17 protein-coding genes are annotated in these 16,813 nt (G+C 69.8%); 12 read left to right on the plus strand and 5 right to left on the minus strand.

Going from position 1 to position 16,813, the window contains the following annotated elements; all coding sequences use genetic code 11:
• Positions 1-166: 166 nt before the first annotated feature.
• The 4 genes from A3CE_RS0131955 to A3CE_RS0131970 form a co-directional block, all read right to left on the minus strand.
• Entirely contained in the window at positions 167-619 is a 453-nt protein-coding gene (locus A3CE_RS0131955) for a GNAT family N-acetyltransferase (protein ID WP_020644179.1), read from the minus strand.
• A gap of 10 nt (positions 620-629) precedes the next feature.
• Positions 630-1,031, minus strand: a complete 402-nt coding sequence (locus A3CE_RS0131960; protein WP_026469079.1) for a GNAT family N-acetyltransferase — start codon at positions 1,029-1,031, stop codon at positions 630-632.
• Between the two features lie 78 nt (positions 1,032-1,109).
• The gene (locus tag A3CE_RS0131965; protein ID WP_020644181.1) at positions 1,110-2,153 is read right to left on the minus strand and encodes an MBL fold metallo-hydrolase; all 1,044 of its coding nucleotides are present in this window, start codon (positions 2,151-2,153) and stop codon (positions 1,110-1,112) included.
• Between the two features lie 104 nt (positions 2,154-2,257).
• On the minus strand, positions 2,258-3,082 hold the full coding sequence (locus tag A3CE_RS0131970) for an LURP-one-related family protein (RefSeq protein ID WP_020644182.1): 825 nt from the start codon (positions 3,080-3,082) through the stop codon (positions 2,258-2,260).
• Positions 3,083-3,216: 134 nt separating this feature from the next.
• Between A3CE_RS0131970 and A3CE_RS0131975 the strand changes: the two genes are divergently transcribed.
• The 4 genes from A3CE_RS0131975 (at position 3,217) to A3CE_RS0131990 (ending at position 7,722) form a co-directional block, all read left to right on the plus strand.
• The gene (locus A3CE_RS0131975; RefSeq protein WP_026469080.1) at positions 3,217-4,254 is read left to right on the plus strand and encodes a methionine synthase; all 1,038 of its coding nucleotides are present in this window, start codon (positions 3,217-3,219) and stop codon (positions 4,252-4,254) included.
• 84 nt (positions 4,255-4,338) lie between these two features.
• A complete protein-coding gene (locus A3CE_RS0131980) occupies positions 4,339-5,043 on the plus strand; it encodes a hypothetical protein (RefSeq protein ID WP_020644184.1) in 705 nt (234 codons plus the stop codon).
• A gap of 11 nt (positions 5,044-5,054) precedes the next feature.
• Positions 5,055-7,235, plus strand: a complete 2,181-nt coding sequence (gene ligA, locus A3CE_RS0131985) for an NAD-dependent DNA ligase LigA (protein WP_020644185.1) — start codon at positions 5,055-5,057, stop codon at positions 7,233-7,235.
• Entirely contained in the window at positions 7,228-7,722 is a 495-nt protein-coding gene (locus tag A3CE_RS0131990) for a GNAT family N-acetyltransferase (protein ID WP_020644186.1), read from the plus strand. The genes ligA and A3CE_RS0131990 overlap by 8 nt, the downstream gene beginning before the upstream one ends.
• Positions 7,723-7,774: 52 nt before the next feature.
• Here A3CE_RS0131990 and A3CE_RS0131995 read toward each other — a convergent pair whose 3' ends face one another.
• Positions 7,775-8,428, minus strand: coding sequence for an ACT domain-containing protein (locus A3CE_RS0131995; protein ID WP_026469081.1), 654 nt, complete (start codon positions 8,426-8,428; stop codon positions 7,775-7,777).
• A 236-nt stretch (positions 8,429-8,664) separates the two neighbouring features.
• Between A3CE_RS0131995 and gatC the strand changes: the two genes are divergently transcribed.
• From gatC to A3CE_RS0132035, 8 genes are all read left to right on the plus strand, one after another.
• Complete coding sequence (gene gatC, locus A3CE_RS0132000; RefSeq protein ID WP_020644188.1) at positions 8,665-8,964, plus strand: Asp-tRNA(Asn)/Glu-tRNA(Gln) amidotransferase subunit GatC; 300 nt, start codon at positions 8,665-8,667, stop codon at positions 8,962-8,964.
• Entirely contained in the window at positions 8,961-10,478 is a 1,518-nt protein-coding gene (gene gatA, locus A3CE_RS0132005) for an Asp-tRNA(Asn)/Glu-tRNA(Gln) amidotransferase subunit GatA (protein ID WP_020644189.1), read from the plus strand. The genes gatC and gatA overlap by 4 nt, the downstream gene beginning before the upstream one ends.
• Positions 10,475-11,980 (plus strand): Asp-tRNA(Asn)/Glu-tRNA(Gln) amidotransferase subunit GatB, encoded by a 1,506-nt coding sequence (gatB, locus tag A3CE_RS0132010; protein ID WP_026469082.1) that lies wholly within the window; start codon positions 10,475-10,477, stop codon positions 11,978-11,980. The genes gatA and gatB overlap by 4 nt, the downstream gene beginning before the upstream one ends.
• A gap of 8 nt (positions 11,981-11,988) precedes the next feature.
• The gene (locus A3CE_RS0132015) at positions 11,989-12,525 is read left to right on the plus strand and encodes a hypothetical protein (RefSeq protein ID WP_020644191.1); all 537 of its coding nucleotides are present in this window, start codon (positions 11,989-11,991) and stop codon (positions 12,523-12,525) included.
• 294 nt (positions 12,526-12,819) lie between these two features.
• Positions 12,820-13,914 carry a Gfo/Idh/MocA family protein gene (locus tag A3CE_RS0132020; RefSeq protein WP_020644192.1) on the plus strand — a complete coding sequence of 365 codons (1,095 nt, stop codon included), beginning with the start codon at positions 12,820-12,822 and terminating at the stop codon, positions 13,912-13,914.
• A complete protein-coding gene (locus A3CE_RS0132025; RefSeq protein WP_020644193.1) occupies positions 13,911-14,831 on the plus strand; it encodes a DUF6807 domain-containing protein in 921 nt (306 codons plus the stop codon). The genes A3CE_RS0132020 and A3CE_RS0132025 overlap by 4 nt, the downstream gene beginning before the upstream one ends.
• On the plus strand, positions 14,828-15,583 hold the full coding sequence (locus A3CE_RS51950; protein ID WP_020644194.1) for a cupin domain-containing protein: 756 nt from the start codon (positions 14,828-14,830) through the stop codon (positions 15,581-15,583). The genes A3CE_RS0132025 and A3CE_RS51950 overlap by 4 nt, the downstream gene beginning before the upstream one ends.
• Positions 15,580-16,722 (plus strand): Gfo/Idh/MocA family protein, encoded by a 1,143-nt coding sequence (locus A3CE_RS0132035; RefSeq protein WP_020644195.1) that lies wholly within the window; start codon positions 15,580-15,582, stop codon positions 16,720-16,722. Before A3CE_RS51950 ends, A3CE_RS0132035 begins: the two co-directional genes overlap by 4 nt.
• The last annotated feature ends 91 nt before the right edge of the window (positions 16,723-16,813 follow it).

The raw sequence follows: 16,813 nt of genomic DNA on the forward strand, positions 1-16,813 counted from the left end.
GGGAGCGAACGGTCCGTTCGCGCCCATCGGGACTTGACGTGCCCCCATTCATTGGGAATTGTTCGCGTGCGTGGGCGTCCACGTTGCTGTCCCGGGAGGAGGTTTGGCAAGAGAAGTGTCCGAAATGGACAGACTTGATCCGGCGGTGAGCCGGCGACATCGGTGCTCAGAGCTTGAGCTTGAATCCCGTGTGGCTCGGTGCGAATCCGAGGCGCTCGTAGAATCGGTGCGCTTCCGTCCTGGAGATGTCCGACGTGAGTTGCACGAGGGAGCACCCGCGTCGTCGCGACTCGTCGATCGCCCACTCCATGATGCCGGTGCCGAGCCCGGAGCCCCGGTGATCGGCGCGGATTCGCACGGCCTCGATCTGCCCGCGAAGCGAGCCACGTCGGGCCAGGCCGGGAATGATCGTCAGCTGCAAGGTTCCGACTGGCTCGTCCTCGGAGACGGCAACCACCAGGAGCTGATTCGGGTCCGAGTCGATTTGGTCGAAGGCGCGCAAGTACGGATCGAGGTTGCCGGGATCGTCCCGGGTCGCGCCGAGTTGGTCGTCTGCCAGCATGTGCACGATCGCGCCGATGTCGTGACGTCGTGCCCTGCGAATGGTGTAGCCGGTCACGGCGCCAGTATCACAGGGCTCGGGTGAATCCTTGGTAGCTGTGTTCGAAGCCGAAGCGTGCGTAGAAGTCTTGCAGGTCACCGCGGGCGAGGCCGGAATCCAAGTGCAGGCGGGTGCAACCTCGCCGGCGGGCTTCGTCGATGCCCCACGTCAGGAGCGCGCTCGTCACGCCGCGCCGGGCGGCGCGGATGCCCTCCAGCAGTCCACGGGTGGCGCCTTCCCATGCGAGGCCCCGCAACACGGTCAGTTGTGCGGTGCCGGCGACACCGTTGTCGTCCTCGGCTACGACGAGCGTCACGTGAGGGGTATTCATGAGTTCGCCGAGCGCGGCTGCCAGCGGCTCCCCCGGTGCGCCGAACAGGCGTACGAGCGCCTCGATGTCCGTTGCCCGGGCACGTCTGATGACATCCATTGCGCCCAGTATGCAGGAAGCGGGGCGACGATCGTAACTGCCGCGAGCTGCTGCCCACGGTGGCTCGCTGTGTGTCCTTCAGACCATCGTGTAATGCCGAACCCTGTCGACGACCTGGGCGTTCAGTTTCCCTTGCGATACCAGCAGGTCGAGGTGGGCCGCGGTTTCCAGCACCGCCAGCATCTGGTTGAACGAGTCCATTTCGGACAGCTTGCGGTTGCGGCGGGTCCAGCCGATCCGGTGCGCGACTTCGTACGCGGTGCTCGCGCCGGCCGCGATCTGGGAGCCCGTCGTCTCGAGTCGTTGCCGATGATGTTCCAGCAGCTCGTCGACCCGGGTATGCACACTTTCGGCCACTGGTCCGTGCGCGGGAAGCAGGCGGCGATCCGGCATTGCGCGCACCAGGCGCAGCGAGCCGATGAAGTCGTTGAGCGGCAACTCAGCCGGCACGGGCTGGAATCCGATCGAAGGCGTGATGTGCGGCAGCACGTGGTCACCGGAGAACAACAGGTCGGCGGTGGCATCGACGAAGACGACATGTCCCGCGGTGTGCCCGGGCGTGGCGACGACCTCGAACTCGCGTCCGGGCAGGATCGGCCGCCGGCCCGATGTCAGCCATTCGTCGGGCGCTTCCCAGAGGTCGGCTTCCGTGTGCCGCCGGTTCGTGCCGAACTCGCGAGCCAGCGCTTCGACGACGTCGCCGGCGCCGGCCTGGAACAACAGATCGACCTGTGCCTCCATGGGCAGGCGGTCGGGATTGCCCGAGGCTTTGAGCGACGGCTCTTCGTCCTGGCCCAGGGCGATCTTCGAGCCGAATTCGCGGCGGAGGACCACAGCTTGCGAATAGTGGTCACGGTGCACGTGGGTGACCAGGAACTCGCTGACGTCGGCGAGCTCGGCGCCGATCCCGCCGAGGGCGTTCGCGAGCTGCTGCCGGGCCACCGCCAGTGCCCAGCCGGAGTCGACCAAGACCAGCTTCTCGCCGTCGGTGACCGCGTAGACGTTGACCGCACGCAGGGCGTCGTTGGGCAAGGGCAACGGAATCCGGTAGACACCGGCGGAGACCTCGTAGATCCCGGGCTCGGTCCAGTTCCTGTCGCTGCTTTCCGGCAACGGTTCCACGGTGACCTCCGTCCCGGCGAGACTGCGGCGTCCCGGCCTTTCTTCACCCTGAGCCGTGCCGGGCCCGCTGTCCACCTGGAGAAGATGAGACGCCGGTCACTCGATCAGTCGGTGTCCTGTTTCAGGGCGGTGTCGATCGTGAGGGCCGCGGCGACCACCATGCTGGCGAGCGGATCCGGAAGCGGGTTGGGGATCTCCACGACGTAGTTGTCCGCCGTGGTGAAGGCGGCTTTGAGGAATCCGCCCCACGTCTTGGTCACCCGGGCGACCTCGGTGCCGGCGTGGTCGCGAATCGAGAAGTTCCAGGCACGCCAGTTCTCGGCGAAGATCCCGCCGACCGGGCGGCCGTCGACGACGAAGCCGAACCGGATCTTCCCGAAGACGTTCTCCTGGACGATTTCGCCGATCGGGGTCTCGTCGGCCCTCGTGACGAGGAACCGCGACTTGAACACCTTCGCGGGCCGGGTGACCTTGAGGACGGTGCTGTGGTTGGCGTCGCGGACCTCGAACTTGTGGGTCAGGAACTGGTCGTAGCTGGTGAGGAGCCGGATCGCCTTCTTCAGCGTGCTCTGGCCGACCTCGACGACCCCGCCCAGCCGGTTCCCGTGCTGGTCGAAGACGCCGAACTCGTTGGCCATCTCGATCAGCTTGGCGCGCTGGTTGACCACCAGGACCGGTTCGGTGAACAGAGTTCCGCCGCCGTTGCGCGCCCCTCCGCGGCCGCGTGTCGCGCGGTTGACCTGGTCCTGGATCCGGGCCGGGTCGTGGGGGCGCTCGATGTCCAGCTCGATCGGCTCGGAGTCGCTCGGTGGTGCGGACTGGTAGGCCGGCCGGGTGTTGTCGGTCCAGCCCTGGCCGTCCCACCATCGGTGCAGACGGGGATCCCGCGCGTCGGGATACCAGCCCGGTTGTGGTGGCGAACTCGTCATGGCGGATCAGCCTATCCGCGGAGACCTGTTCGTGGTGCCTCCAAACGGAAATGCGGTGAATGTCCGCATCCCGGTGGCCTGGTGCGGCAGCCCGGTCGCCGCCGTCGGTGGCCGGTCGACCAGAATCGGGGGTCGTGAGTGAGCGACTTTGGCCCAGTGGTGCCGCGACAGCGATCGGCTCGATGCCGGATACCGATCCCGCGGAGGCGGCGGCAGTCGTGTTCGGCGAGCTGCCCGACTTCCCCCATCTGCCCGAACTGCCGGGCCGCGGCGTCGGGGCGGACATGCTCGGCCGGACCGCCGCGCTGCTGGTCGACCTGGCCGTCGACGTCGTGCCCAGCGGTTATCGCGTCGTGGATCGGCCCGGGCACGAGCACCGCCGGGCCGTCGACCTGCTTCGCTGGGATCTCGACGCGGTGCAAGAAGCGCGGGAAAAAGCTGGGGTCACCCCTCCGGTCTTCAAGGTTCAGCTGGCGGGGCCGTGGACGCTCGGTGCCGGGATCGAGCTGCCCCGTGGCCATCGGGTGATGACCGATCGCGGCGCGCTGCGAGACTTCACGTCGTCCCTGTTGGACGGCCTCGCCGAACACGTCGCGGAAGTGCAGGCGAGGACCGGAGCGCCGGTCGTCGTCCAGTTCGACGAGCCGTCGTTGCCTGCGGTGCTGGCCGGTGATCTGTCGACGCCGTCCGGCTACGGGACCGTCCCGGCGGTTCCGGCGCCTGAGGCCCGTCAGCTGCTCACCACCGTGATCGAGGGCGCCCGGCGGATCACCGGCCATCCGGTAGTCCTGCATTGTTGCGCCGCGAAACCGCCACTCGGCCTGCTGCGCGAGGCCGGCGCGGATGCCGTGGCGTTCGATCTCGCCGCGCTCGGTGGTGCGTCCGCCGCATTCCTTGACGAGATCGGCGAAGTATGGGACGGCGGGGCGACGCTGTTCCTGGGCGCGGTTCCGGCAACGGCTCCCGGGTCTCCGCCGACCTTGAAGGACATCGGTGAGCCGGTGTTCCGGCTGGCCGACCGGCTCGGCTTCAACCGCAGCGTCCTCGCCGAACGGGCCGTGCCCACACCCGCCTGCGGCCTCGCCGGTGCGACGCCGGAATGGATGCGTCGTGCGCTCGCGTTGACCCGTGATCTCGGCAAGGCCTTCGTGGAGCCGCCGGAAGGCTGGTGACCGAAATCCGGCAACAGGTCTACGTCCGTTCCGGCCGGCCAGTAGCGTGTCGGGTAGCCGACCGAACGAGGACCTTTCCTGACCATGCGCCTGTTCCGCCGCAAGAACACCGTCGCCGACCCGCCTGACCCGCGGACCGCCTGGCCCGAGCAGCAGGTGCCGGAGAACCCGGCGGCCGCCGCGGAGGCGTTCTGGCACAGCTGGTTCGATCTGCTCCCGATGGTCAGCGCGGCGCTGGGCGAGGGCGAGCCGCATCGCGTCGAGCATGAGCTCTGCCAGCTCGTCGAGGCGCTGCACCCGCGGTTGCACTTCTCGCTCGAGCGTGGCCACCAGGCGATCTACGCCCTGGTCGTGACCGGTCAGGAGGACCCGGACCTGCGGCCGTTCACCGACGCGTGGCGGGCCGCCGGCCCGCCGGACGACGCTATCTGGGAGTACCACGACTCGGTCCCGCCGGTGCCCGATCCGACCGAGGTCACGGTCAACCTCGGCGAGCACCGGATCGCGCTGGCCGATGTCCGGGTCGTCGTCCAGGTGGACGACGACGAGCACGTGGTCGACGTCGCCGTCTTCCACCCGGGGTTCGGCGACCTCGACGAAGCCACCCGGCAAACCATGACGTTCTTGCCTCTCGACGCGACACTGGGTGAACGGCTCGCCGCCGAACGGCTACGGCGCGTCGAGACCGCGGAGGCCGAGCCGGCCGGTGCGATCACTCTTCTGGAGCTCCGTGAACTGGTCCGCGGACTGGGCAGCGGACCGGACGAAAATGTCGGTGCCTCCGGCTAGGGTTACCAACCGTGAGCAGCACCGAACTTCCCCAGGACCAGGTTGCGGCGGTCGATGCCCCGGTCGCGGCCGAGGACGTCACCGACGTCCCGGCCGGCGTGCGTGAGCGGCACGGCGCCCTTGCCGAGGAACTGCGTGACCACCAGTTCCGCTACTACGTCCTGGACTCGCCGATCATCTCCGACGGGCAGTTCGACGAGCTGCTCGGCGAGCTGCAACGCATCGAGGAAGCGCATCCGGCGCTGGTCACCCCCGATTCGCCGACCCAGCGCGTCGGGGGCACCTTCTCGACCGAATTCACCGCGCACGACCACCTCGAGCGCATGCTCAGCCTGGACAACGTGTTCGACCAGGACGAGTTCCTGGCCTGGGTGGAGCGTGTCGAGAAGGAGGTCGGGCGGACCGAGTTCCTCGCCGAGCTGAAGATCGACGGCTTGGCGATCAACCTCCTCTACGAGAACGGTCATCTCACCCGGGCGCTCACCCGGGGTGACGGCCGGACGGGCGAGGACGTCACGCTCAACGTCCGCACGCTCGACCAGGTACCGCTGACGCTGACCGGCACCGACCAGTTCCCGGTGCCCGCCCTGGTCGAGGTGCGCGGCGAGGTCTTCTTCCGCGTCGAGGACTTCCTCGAGCTGAATGCCAAGATGGTCGAAGCCGGAAAGCCGCCGTATGCGAACCCGCGCAACACCGCGGCCGGCTCGCTGCGGCAGAAGGATCCCAAGATCACTCGCGAGCGGCGGCTGCGGCTGATCTGCCATGGCCTCGGCAAGCGCGAGGGCTTCGAGCCGCAGCGCCAGTCGGAGGCCTATGACGCGCTGGCCGCGTGGGGGCTGCCGGTGTCGCCGCACAGCAAGGTCCTGACGTCGGCCGACGAGCTCACCGGCCACATCGCCTACTGGGGTGAGCACCGGCACGACGCCGAGCACGAGATCGACGGCGTGGTCATCAAGGTCGATCAGGTGGCGTTGCAGCGGCGGCTGGGCACGACGTCGCGCGCGCCGCGGTGGGCGATCGCGTACAAGTACCCGCCGGAAGAGGCGATCACCACGCTGCTGGACATCCAGGTCGGTGTCGGGCGGACCGGGCGGGTGACGCCGTTCGCGGTCACCGAGCCGGTCACGGTCGCCGGATCGACCGTGGCCAGGGCCACCCTCCACAACCAGGAGGAGGTCAAGCGCAAGGGCGTGCTCATCGGCGATCGGATCGTCATCCGGAAGGCCGGCGACGTCATCCCCGAAGTCCTCGGACCGGTGGTCGACGCGCGCACCGGCGACGAACGCGAGTTCGTCATGCCCACCCACTGCCCGGAATGCGGCACCGAACTCGCCTACCAGAAGGAAGGCGACAAGGACATCCGCTGCCCGAACACCCGGTTCTGTCCCGCGCAGCTGCGGGAGCGGCTCTTCCACCTGGCCGGGCGTGGCGCCTTCGACATCGAAGTCCTCGGGTACGAGGCGGCTGTCGCCCTGCTCGACGCGCGGGTGGTCGCCGACGAGGGCGACGTCTTCGACCTGAACGAGGACAGCCTCGCCGAGGTCGAGCTGTTCCGCACCAAGGCGGGCGAGTTGTCGGCGAACGCGCGAAAGCTGCTCGCCAACCTCGATGCGGCCAAGGACCGGCCGTTGTGGAAGGTGCTGGTCGCCCTGTCGATCCGGCACGTCGGGCCGACCGCGGCGCAGGCGCTGGCCAGGGAGTTCGGCTCGATCGAGCGGATCGAGCAGGCCACCGAGGAGGAGCTGGCGGACGTCGACGGCGTCGGCCCGACCATTGCCCGCGCGACGCAGGAATGGTTCGAGGTGGGCTGGCACCGCGAGATCGTCGAAAAGTGGCGACGCGCCGGCGTGCGGATGGAAGATGAGCGTGACGAGTCGATCCCGCGCAACCTCGAAGGCCTCTCGATCGTGGTGACGGGCTCGCTCGACGGCTTCTCCCGCGACGAAGCCAAGGAGGTCATCATGGCCCGCGGAGGCAAGGCCGCCGGGTCGGTCTCGAAGAAAACCGCTTTCGTCGTCGTCGGCGATTCGCCTGGTTCGAAGTACGACAAGGCGATGCAGCTCAAGGTGCCGGTGCTCGACGAAGCCGGCTTCCGCGTCCTCTTGGAGCAGGGTCCCGAGGCGGCGCGGGAGGCGGCGCTGCCGGCCGACGACGAGACTGCCGACGAAGAACCTGGGGGAGCGGATGAGTGATGTCGAGATCCGGCCGCCCCGGCCCGAGGAGTATGCCGCGGCGGGTGAGGTCACGGTGCAGGCCTACGACGCCGACGGTCACTTGGTTGCCGGCATCGGATACGACGTAGAGCTGCGTGATGTCGCGCGGCGGGTCCAGCAGGCCGAGGTGCTCGTGGCCGTCGACGAGACGGGGGAGGTACTCGGCACCGTGACCGTCGTGCGTCCGGAATCCGACTACGCCGAGGTTTCGCGACCGGGCGAGCTGGAGTTCCGGATGCTCGCGGTGGCACCGTCGGCGCGCGGCCGTGGCATCGGTGAGGCCTTGACCAGGGCCGTGCTCGACCGCGCGCGGGCGCTGGGCGCGCGCAGGGTCGTGCTGAGCAGCCAGGAAGGGATGCGCAGCGCGCACCGGCTCTACGAGCGGCTCGGCTTCACGCGCCTGGCCGAGCGGGACTGGCAGGTGCTTCCGCACATCACCCTGATCGCCTATCAGATCGACGTCTGACCTGGGATTTGTCGGACTAAGGGACAAGCTTCTCCCTTAGTCCGACTACGTGTCAGCCGTCAAGGACGACCGCGACGATCCCGGCCAGGTGGGTGAGCCGGGCAACCTCGGCCGCGCGGAAGGCCGGGCCGCCGGGACGGGCCACCAGGAGCGCTTTGCCCGGTTTGCCGAGCGGGGTCGCGGCCAGCTCCGTGCCGAGCTCTTTCCACGTCTCCGGGATCCAGTCTTCCTCGCCGTCGAGGACCGTCGCGCGTTCGAGCGGCAGCCAGGGCAGATCGGTGATCGGCGTCTCCGGCGCCGCGCTGGACGACGCCAGCCGGACCGCGCCGGTTTCGGCGTGTTCGACGATCATCGCCCAACCGGCCCGCACGATCCGCGGGACGCCCTCCGCCAGGATGCCGAGACCGCTCTTCGGCTGCGCGGCGATCTCTTCGACGAGTTCTAGTTCACGGTGCGTGTCGAGCACGCCCGCGTAGGGACGGACCGCGTCCACTTCGACGCCTTCGACGCTCTCCGCTGCCGTGATCAGCGCGTCGGGCAGCCGGCCCGACGGCAGCTCGACCACCAGGTCGTCGACGGCGACGCCCGTGCCGCGTTCGACGACGTCCACGCTGAGGATGTCGGCGCCTACCGTGCCGAGGGCCGTGGCGACCGCGCCGAGGGTCCCCGGGCTGTCCGGAAGGATGACCCGGATCAGGAACGACACCACGCGCCCCTCTCACCTCTGGCGTCCCAGCCTTGCCGTGGGACGCTTGATGCCGGTCGCCGATTGTGACAGACCCACCCGGCTCGCGGGACCCACTGTCCGCCGGGCGGGATGCGAGCGTCGCCGGACGGCAGCCGACCTGCGCCGGGCGTAACCCAGTCGAGTCCGCCCGCGTCGCCACCATAGACTTGCAGCTTCCGAGACAACCCGCACAGCACAACCCGGGAGTCACCCGCGTGCCCAACATTTCCCGAGACGAGGTCGCGCACCTCGCGAAGCTGGCCAGGCTGGCCGTGACCGACGACGAAATCGACGTCTTCGCCGGCCAGCTCGACCAGATCCTGGATTCGGTGGCCAAGGTGAGCGAGGTCGCCGCCGACGAGGTGCCGCCGACGTCGCACGCCGTGCCGCTGACGAACGTCTTCCGACAGGACGTCGTCGTCCCCGGGCTCTCGCAGCGGCAGGCGCTGGCCGGTGCGCCGGCCGCTGAGGACGGGCGGTTCCGGGTGCCGCGGATTCTGGGGGAAGAGCAGTGACCGAGCTCATCAAGCTGACCGCCGCGGAGCTGGCGGAGAAGATCCACACGCGCGAGGTCTCCGCGGTCGAGGTCACGCAGGCGCACCTGGACCGGATTGCCGAGGTCGACGATCACATCCACGCGTTCCTGCACGTCGACACCGAGGGTGCGCTGGCCGCGGCCAAGGCCGTCGACGAGGGCCTCGCCGGCGGCAACGCGCCCGCGTCGGCGCTGGCCGGCGTGCCGCTCGCGCTCAAGGACGTCCTGACCACCGAGGGCGTGCCGACGACCTGTGGTTCGAAAACGCTCGAAGGCTGGATCCCGCCGTACGACGCGACCGTGACGCGCAAGCTGCGCGAGGCCGGTGTCGTCATCCTCGGCAAGACGAACATGGACGAGTTCGCCATGGGCTCGTCGACCGAGAACTCGGCGTATGGCCCGACGCACAACCCGTGGGACCACGCCCGCATCCCGGGCGGGTCGGGCGGTGGCTCGTCGGCGTCGATCGCGGCGTTCGAGGCCGCCATTGCCATCGGGACCGACACCGGCGGTTCGATCCGGCAGCCCGGCTCCGTCACCGGCACCGTCGGCGTGAAGCCGACCTACGGTGGCGTCTCGCGCTACGGCCTTGTCGCTTTTTCGTCTTCGCTCGACCAGGCCGGGCCCTGCGCGCGGACGGTGCTCGACGCCGCACTCCTGCACGAGGTCATCGCCGGGTACGACCCGCGGGACTCGACCTCCATCGACGCGCCGGTGCCGCCGGTGGTCGCCGCGGCCCGGCAGGGCATGACGGGTGACCTGAAGGGCGTCAAGGTCGGCGTCGTCAAGGAGTTCGGCGGCGACGGCTACCAGGCCGGCGTGGAGCGGTCCTTCCAGGCCGCGGTCGAGCAGCTGCGTGCCCTCGGCGCCGAGGTCGTCGAGGTCTCGTGTCCGCATTTCGTCTACGCGCTGCCCGCGTACTACCTGATCGCGCCGAGCGAGTGCTCGTCGAACCTCGCGCGGTTCGACGCCATGCGCTACGGCCTGCGCGTCGCCGACGACGGCACGCACAGCGCCGAAGAGGTCATGTCGCTGACGCGTGAGAAGGGCTTCGGCGCCGAGGTCAAGCGGCGCATCATGCTCGGCACGTACGCGTTGTCGTCCGGCTACTACGACGCCTACTACGGCTCGGCGCAGAAGGTGCGCACGCTCATCACGCGCGACTTCGACGCCGCCTTCCAGCAGGTCGACGTCCTCGTGTCGCCGACGACGCCCACGACGGCGTTCAAGATCGGCGAACGCGTCGACGACCCGATGGCGATGTACCTCGCCGACCTGTGCACGATCCCGTCGAACCTGGCCGGCAACGCCGCCATGAGCGTGCCGAGCGGCTTGTCCGACGAGGACGGGCTGCCGGTCGGCCTGCAGATCATGACCCCGGCGCTCGCCGACGACCGGCTCTACCGGGTCGGCGCCGCCTACGAGGCCGCCCGCGACGCCGCCGCCGGCGGGGCGCTCATCCACAAGGTCCCGGAGCTGGGAGGAACGAAGTGACTGCCGTGGCCGAGTTGATGGACTACGCCGACGTCATCGAGCGGTTCGACCCCGTGCTCGGGCTCGAGGTGCACGTCGAGCTGAACACGAACACGAAGATGTTCTGCGGCTGCGCGAACGAGTTCGGCGGCGAACCCAACACGAAGGTCTGCCCGACCTGCCTCGGCCTGCCCGGGGCGCTGCCGGCTCTCAACGGCAAGGCCGTCGAGGGTGCGATCCGGATCGGGCTCGCGCTGCACTGCGAGATCGCCGAGTGGTGCCGGTTCGCCCGGAAGAACTACTTCTACCCGGACATGCCGAAGAACTTCCAGACGTCGCAGTACGACGAGCCGATCGCCTTCAACGGCTACCTCGACGTCACGCTCGACGACGGCGAGGTCGTGCGCGTGGAGATCGAGCGCGCGCACATGGAGGAGGACACCGGCAAGTCGCTGCACGTCGGTGGCGCCACCGGCCGGATCCACGGCGCCGAGCACTCGCTGCTCGACTACAACCGGGCCGGCGTGCCGCTGATCGAGATCGTCACCAAGCCGATCGAAGGCACCGGCTCGCGGGCTCCCGAGGTCGCGCGGGCGTACGTGAGCGCGCTGCGTGACCTGCTTCGCGCGCTCGATGTGTCCGATGTCCGGATGGACCAGGGCTCGCTGCGGTGCGACGCGAACGTTTCGCTGATGGCGAAGGACGCGACCGAGTTCGGCACCCGCACCGAGACGAAGAACGTCAACTCGCTGCGCAGCGTCGAGCGCGCCGTTCGCTACGAGATGACGCGGCAGGCGGCGATCCTCGCCGAGGGCGGCTCGATCAAGCAGGAGACGCGGCACTTCCAGGAGACCGACGGCACCACGTCGGCCGGCCGCACGAAGGAGACCGCGGAGGACTACCGGTACTTCCCGGAGCCCGACCTGGTCCCGATCGCGCCGTCGCGCGAATGGGTCGAGGAGCTGCGCGGGACGCTGCCGGAGATGCCTTCGGAGCGGCGGAAGCGGATCCAGCAGGAGTGGTCGCTTTCCGACGAAGCCCTGCGTGACCTGCTGAACGTCGGCGCTGTCGACCTCGTCGCGGCCACCGTCGAGGCCGGCGCGTCGCCGGACGAGGCCCGTGGCTGGTGGGTCAACACCCTCGCCCAGGAGGCCAACGCCCGCGAGGTCGAGCTGGCCGAGCTGACGATCACCCCGGCCCAGGTGGCCGAGGTGATCGGGCTGGTCACGTCCGGTGAGCTGACGAACAAGCTGGCGAAGGAAGTCGTCCAGGGAGTGCTCGCTGGCGAGGGCGAGCCGCGCGAGGTCGTCGAGAAGCGGGGGCTCAAGGTCGTCTCGGACGACTCGGCGCTGCTCGCGGCGATCGACGAGGCCCTGGCGGCGCAGCCGGACGTCGCGGACAAGATCCGCGGTGGCAAGGTGGCCGCGGCCGGCGCCATCGTCGGCGCGGTCATGAAGGCGACCAAGGGGCAGGCCGACGCCAAGCGGGTCCGCGAGCTGATCATCGAGCGCGTCGGGTCCTGACCGTTTCCATGACACAGCCGTTCTCCGTCAAAAGCGTCACCTGGCGCGAGTGGCTCGGCCTGGCGGCCGGGCTGCTCGCGCTGGGTTCGACGTTCCTGCCGTGGACCACGCTGAGCACCAACAAACCGGACATCGAGGTCGTCCTCTCGACGTTGCCGCACAGCGACGTCGTCCGTGACGCGTGGCACTCGAGCTTCTTCGCGTGGTGCCCGCCGCTGCCGTTGCTGCTGGCCGGGCTGGCCGTGGTCGTCTTCGGGCGAATCCGTAACCTGCGGGTCAGCGGCCTGCCGCACCTGTGGCTGGTGGTCGCCGCGGCGTCGCTGCTGCTGATGGCGCTGGGCTGGGTCACCCTCGACTGGGAGTTCGACGCCGACCAGCGCGGCATCTTCGAGGCCGCCGGCATCGCCGTCGAGCCCGGCTTCGGCCGGTTCCTCGGGTTGTTCGCCGCCGTCGTTTCGGGCGTTGCCGCTTTCCTGGACATGCGGACGATGCGCGCCGAAAGCCGGCAGCCGCGGAAACGGGCACCCCGCAGCAAGAGCCGCTGACCGCCGGGCCCGTGGGCCAGTGTGCTCGGTGAGTTCGGTAAGGGCTTACCGATCGTGAGTTTCGGTGCGGGGATGGTGACTCCCCGTTGTGTCCGTCAGCGGGGCGGCTGAGTCGTCCGTCCGGTTGATCGACGCCGTTGACAACGTTGACATCGCGGTCGGCCGTTGCATGAGAAAGCGCTTTCTGGAACGGTCGGAGGGGCGCAGCTCGCCGCGTGGATCGCCGTCGTGCGAGGTGGAGGAGGGCGTCGATCGCCGCTGCGGGGGCGTTGTCGCCGAGGAAGGAGAGCCGGGTTGGCTCAGGGAAAGCGTCTGCGGGTCGCCGTCGTCGGAACCGGGGCTATCGCGGACAGTCACCGGGCCGCCTACCAGGCCCACCACGAGGATGTCGACATCGTGGCCGCCGCGGATGTCGACGAGACCCGCGTCCGGGCCTTCTGCGCCGAGACCGGGCAGGCCAAGCCCTACCGCGATCTCGACACCCTGCTTGCCGAGCAGGAACCGGACCTCGTCTCGATCTGCACGCCGCCGGGCCTGCACGTCGAGCAGACCAAGAAGGTGCTCGAGAGCGGCGCCTGGGTCTGGTGCGAGAAGCCGCCGTGCCGGTCACTCGCCGAATACGACGAGATGGTCGCCGCCGAACGAGACGGTGGGCCGTACGCGTCCTTCGTGTTCCAGCAGAGGTTCGGGTCCTCCGCCACACACTTCCGGACCCTGCTCGCGGACGGGGAACTCGGCCGTCCGCTCGTCGCGCACTGCCAGACCACCTGGTACCGCGATGCCGCCTACTACGCGGTCCCGTGGCGGGGGCGGTGGGAGACCGAGGGCGGCGGGCCGGCCATGGGCCACGGCATCCACCAGATGGACCTGCTGTTCCACTTGATCGGCGAGTGGGCCGAGGTGCGCGCTATGACCGCGCGGCTGGTGCACGACGTCGAGACCGAGGACGTCTCCACCGCGGTCGTCCGGTTCGAGTCGGGCGCGCTCGCGACCGTCGTCAACAGTGTCCTGTCGCCGGACGAGGTGAGCCGGATCCGGATCGACTGCGAGCACGCCACCGCCGAGCTGACCCACCTCTACGGGTACGGCGTCAAGGACTGGCGCTACACCCCGGCGCCGCACGTCGCCGAAGGTGCGGCGGCGCGCTGGCACACACCGGCGGACGACGTTCCCAGCTCGCACGCTGCCGCCTTCACGCCGGTCCTCGCCGCCTACCGGGCCGGGCAACGGCCGCCGTGCAGCGGGGACGACGGGCGGCGGGTGCTGGAGTTCGTCGCCGCGCTCTACAAGTCCGCGTCCACCGGGGTCGGTGTGCACCGCGGGGAGATCGGCCCGGGCGATGCCTTCTACCGGTCCATGGCCGGTGCCGAGACGGGAGCAGGAGCGTGAGCGCGGAGATCACGGTGACCCACCGGCACGGCGAATACGTCGCCGTCGAGGCGGGCGGCGTCCGGCTGATGTCCTATGTGTACAAGCCCGATCCGGTGGCCTTCGAGTCCCGCAAGCCCTACGTCCACCCCCTTCGCACGCTCGGCGGGCGGAATGTCAGCGGCTACCGGCCTTCCGATCACCGGTGGCACAAGGGTCTGCAGATGACGTCGAGCCACCTGTCTGGCCAGAACTTCTGGGGCGGCCACACCTACGTCCCCGGCGACTGGTACCAGGAGCTGCCCGACCGCATCGGCTCGATGCGGCACGACGAGTTCGTCCACTTCGCCGTCGGCCGCGACCGGCTGGGCTTCACCGAACAGCTGACCTGGGTCGCCAACGGCGGCGACGAGTGGGCGCGGGAGCGGCGCGACGTCGCCGTCCACTCGGCCGATCCGGACCACGGGGCCTGGACGCTCGACTGGGGGATCGAGCTGACCAACATCCGTGACACCCCGCTCGAGTTCGGCAGCCCGACCACCGCCGGCCGCGAACTCGCCGGCTACACCGGCCTGCACTGGCGGGGGCCCCGGGACTTCGGCGGTGGCCGGGTGCTCGGGCCCGGTGACATCGAGGGCGAGGAGATGATGGGCGCGCAGGCGCCGTGGCTCGCGTTCGTCGGCGAGCACGACGACGTCGACGCGCATTCGACGCTCGTCTTCGCGCACGCGCCCGAGAACGACAAGGCGATCCACGAGTCGCACTGGTTCGTCCGTTCCCAGGACACGCCCATGGTCGCCTTCTCGTGGGCGTTCTTCGAAGAGTTCGCCCTGCCGCCGGGGGAGAGCTTCACCTACCGCTATCGGATCGTCGTCGCCGACGGGGCCTGGGACCGCGACCGGGTGACCCGCTACCTCGACGGGCACGGATGGTCATGAACGAATTCCCGCTCCCGGGTGGCATCGGCGTCTCGCACCTGCGCGCCTACGACTGGGCGGCGGAGGACGGCGTCTGCGGCGGCAGCCCGCACGTCCACCTCGCCTGCACCGAGGCCTATGTCGTGACCGGCGGCCGGGGTGCCGTCCAGACGCTGAGCGTCGGCGGCTACGCGGAGACGCCCCTGGAAGCCGGCGTGATCGCGTGGTTCGCGCCGGGCACCGTGCACCGGATGGTGCAGGACGACGGCCTGCGCGTCACGGTCCTGATGCAGAACAGCGGGCTGCCGGAGGCGGGGGACGCCGTGTTCACGTTCCCGCCCGACGTGCTCGCCGACGCGGCCGCCTACGCCGAGGCCGCGGCGTTGCCGAAAACCGACGAGGCCGCGCGGCAACGCCGTGACCTGGCCGTTCGCGGCTATCTGCCGCTGCGCGACGCCTTGCGCGACGGCGATCCCGAACCGTTGCGGGCGTTCCACCGCGCGGCCGTCGCGCTCGTCGCGCCGAAGGTTGCAGAGTGGGTACCGCGCTGGCGGGCCGGGGCGCTGAAGGCCGCGGAGCTCACCGGCGCGCATCTGAAGGCGCTCGCCGGCGGCGACGGGAGCCATCTCGAGCAGTCCGGGGTCCGGGTCGCGACGCCGTCGAACCCGGACGGCTACGGCATGTGCGGACGCCGCGCGGAATACGACATACCGGGTGTGGTCTCACCACCCGGCGAGGCACGAACCATCGACCAGGAAGGCCGCCAGAGATGAACCAGTCCAGCATCGGGGTGTTGCTCAACGGGGTGACGGGCCGGATGGGCTACCGGCAGCACCTGCTCCGGTCGGTCCTGGCGATCCGCGAGCAGGGGGGCGTCCTCCTCCCCGACGGCAGCCGCGTGCAGCTCGAACCGATCCTCGCCGGACGTAACGCCGCGAAGCTCAAGGACCTCGCCGACCGGCACGGCCTGACGGCGTGGACCACCGACGCCGACTCCGCGCTGCCCGACGTCCAGATCTACTTCGACGCGCAGCTGACGTCGGCGCGCGAGCCGTCGGTGCGGGCGGCGATCGCCGCGGGCAAGCACGTCTACGCCGAGAAGCCCCTCTCCGAGACGCTGCAGGCGGCGCTGGAGCTGGCTGGGCTCGCACGGGACGCCGGGATCTGCCACGGCGTCGTGCACGACAAGCTGTTCCTGCCCGGCCTGCGGAAGCTGCGACGGCTGATCGACGGCGGGTTCTTCGGGCGGATCCTGTCGGTGCGCGGCGAGTTCGGCTACTGGGTGTTCGAGGGGGACTGGCAGGAGGCACAGCGCCCGAGCTGGAACTACCGCGCCGAGGACGGCGGCGGGATCGTGCTCGACATGTTCTGCCACTGGAACTACGTGCTCGAGAACCTCTTCGGCCGCGTTTCGGCGGTGACGGCGAAGGCGGTGACGCACATCCCGCGCCGCTGGGACGAACAGGGCGAGGCGTACGCGGCGACAGCGGACGACGCCGCGTACGGCATCTTCGAACTGGAGTCGGGGACGATCGCGCAGATCAACTCGTCGTGGTCGACGCGGGTCTTCCGCGACGAGCTGGTCGAGTTCCAGGTCGACGGCACCGAAGGCAGCGCGGTCGCCGGGCTGCGGCGCTGCCGGGTCCAGCACCGCTCGGCGACGCCGAAGCCGGTGTGGAACCCGGACCTGCCGGCGACCGAGCCGTTCCGCGACCAGTGGCAGGAAGTCCCGGACAACACCGACTTCGACAACGGCTTCAAGGCGCAGTGGGAGGAGTTCGTGCGGGACGTGGTCGCCGGACGGCAACACCGCTACGACTTCTTCTCGGCCGCCCGGGGGCTGCAGCTCGCGGAGGCCGGGTTGACGTCGTCGGCGGAGGGGCGCCGGGTGGAGCTGAAGCCGCTGAGCTGACCGGCTCGGCGACCGGGGATGGTCGGTCGGATTCTGACCATCCCCTGGTCAGGCTCGGTGCGGCCGAGCTGGTGGAAGCAGGCTGATCCCG

This window comes from Amycolatopsis balhimycina FH 1894 (genome assembly GCF_000384295.1).
Classification (GTDB): Bacteria; Actinomycetota; Actinomycetes; order Mycobacteriales; family Pseudonocardiaceae; genus Amycolatopsis; species Amycolatopsis balhimycina.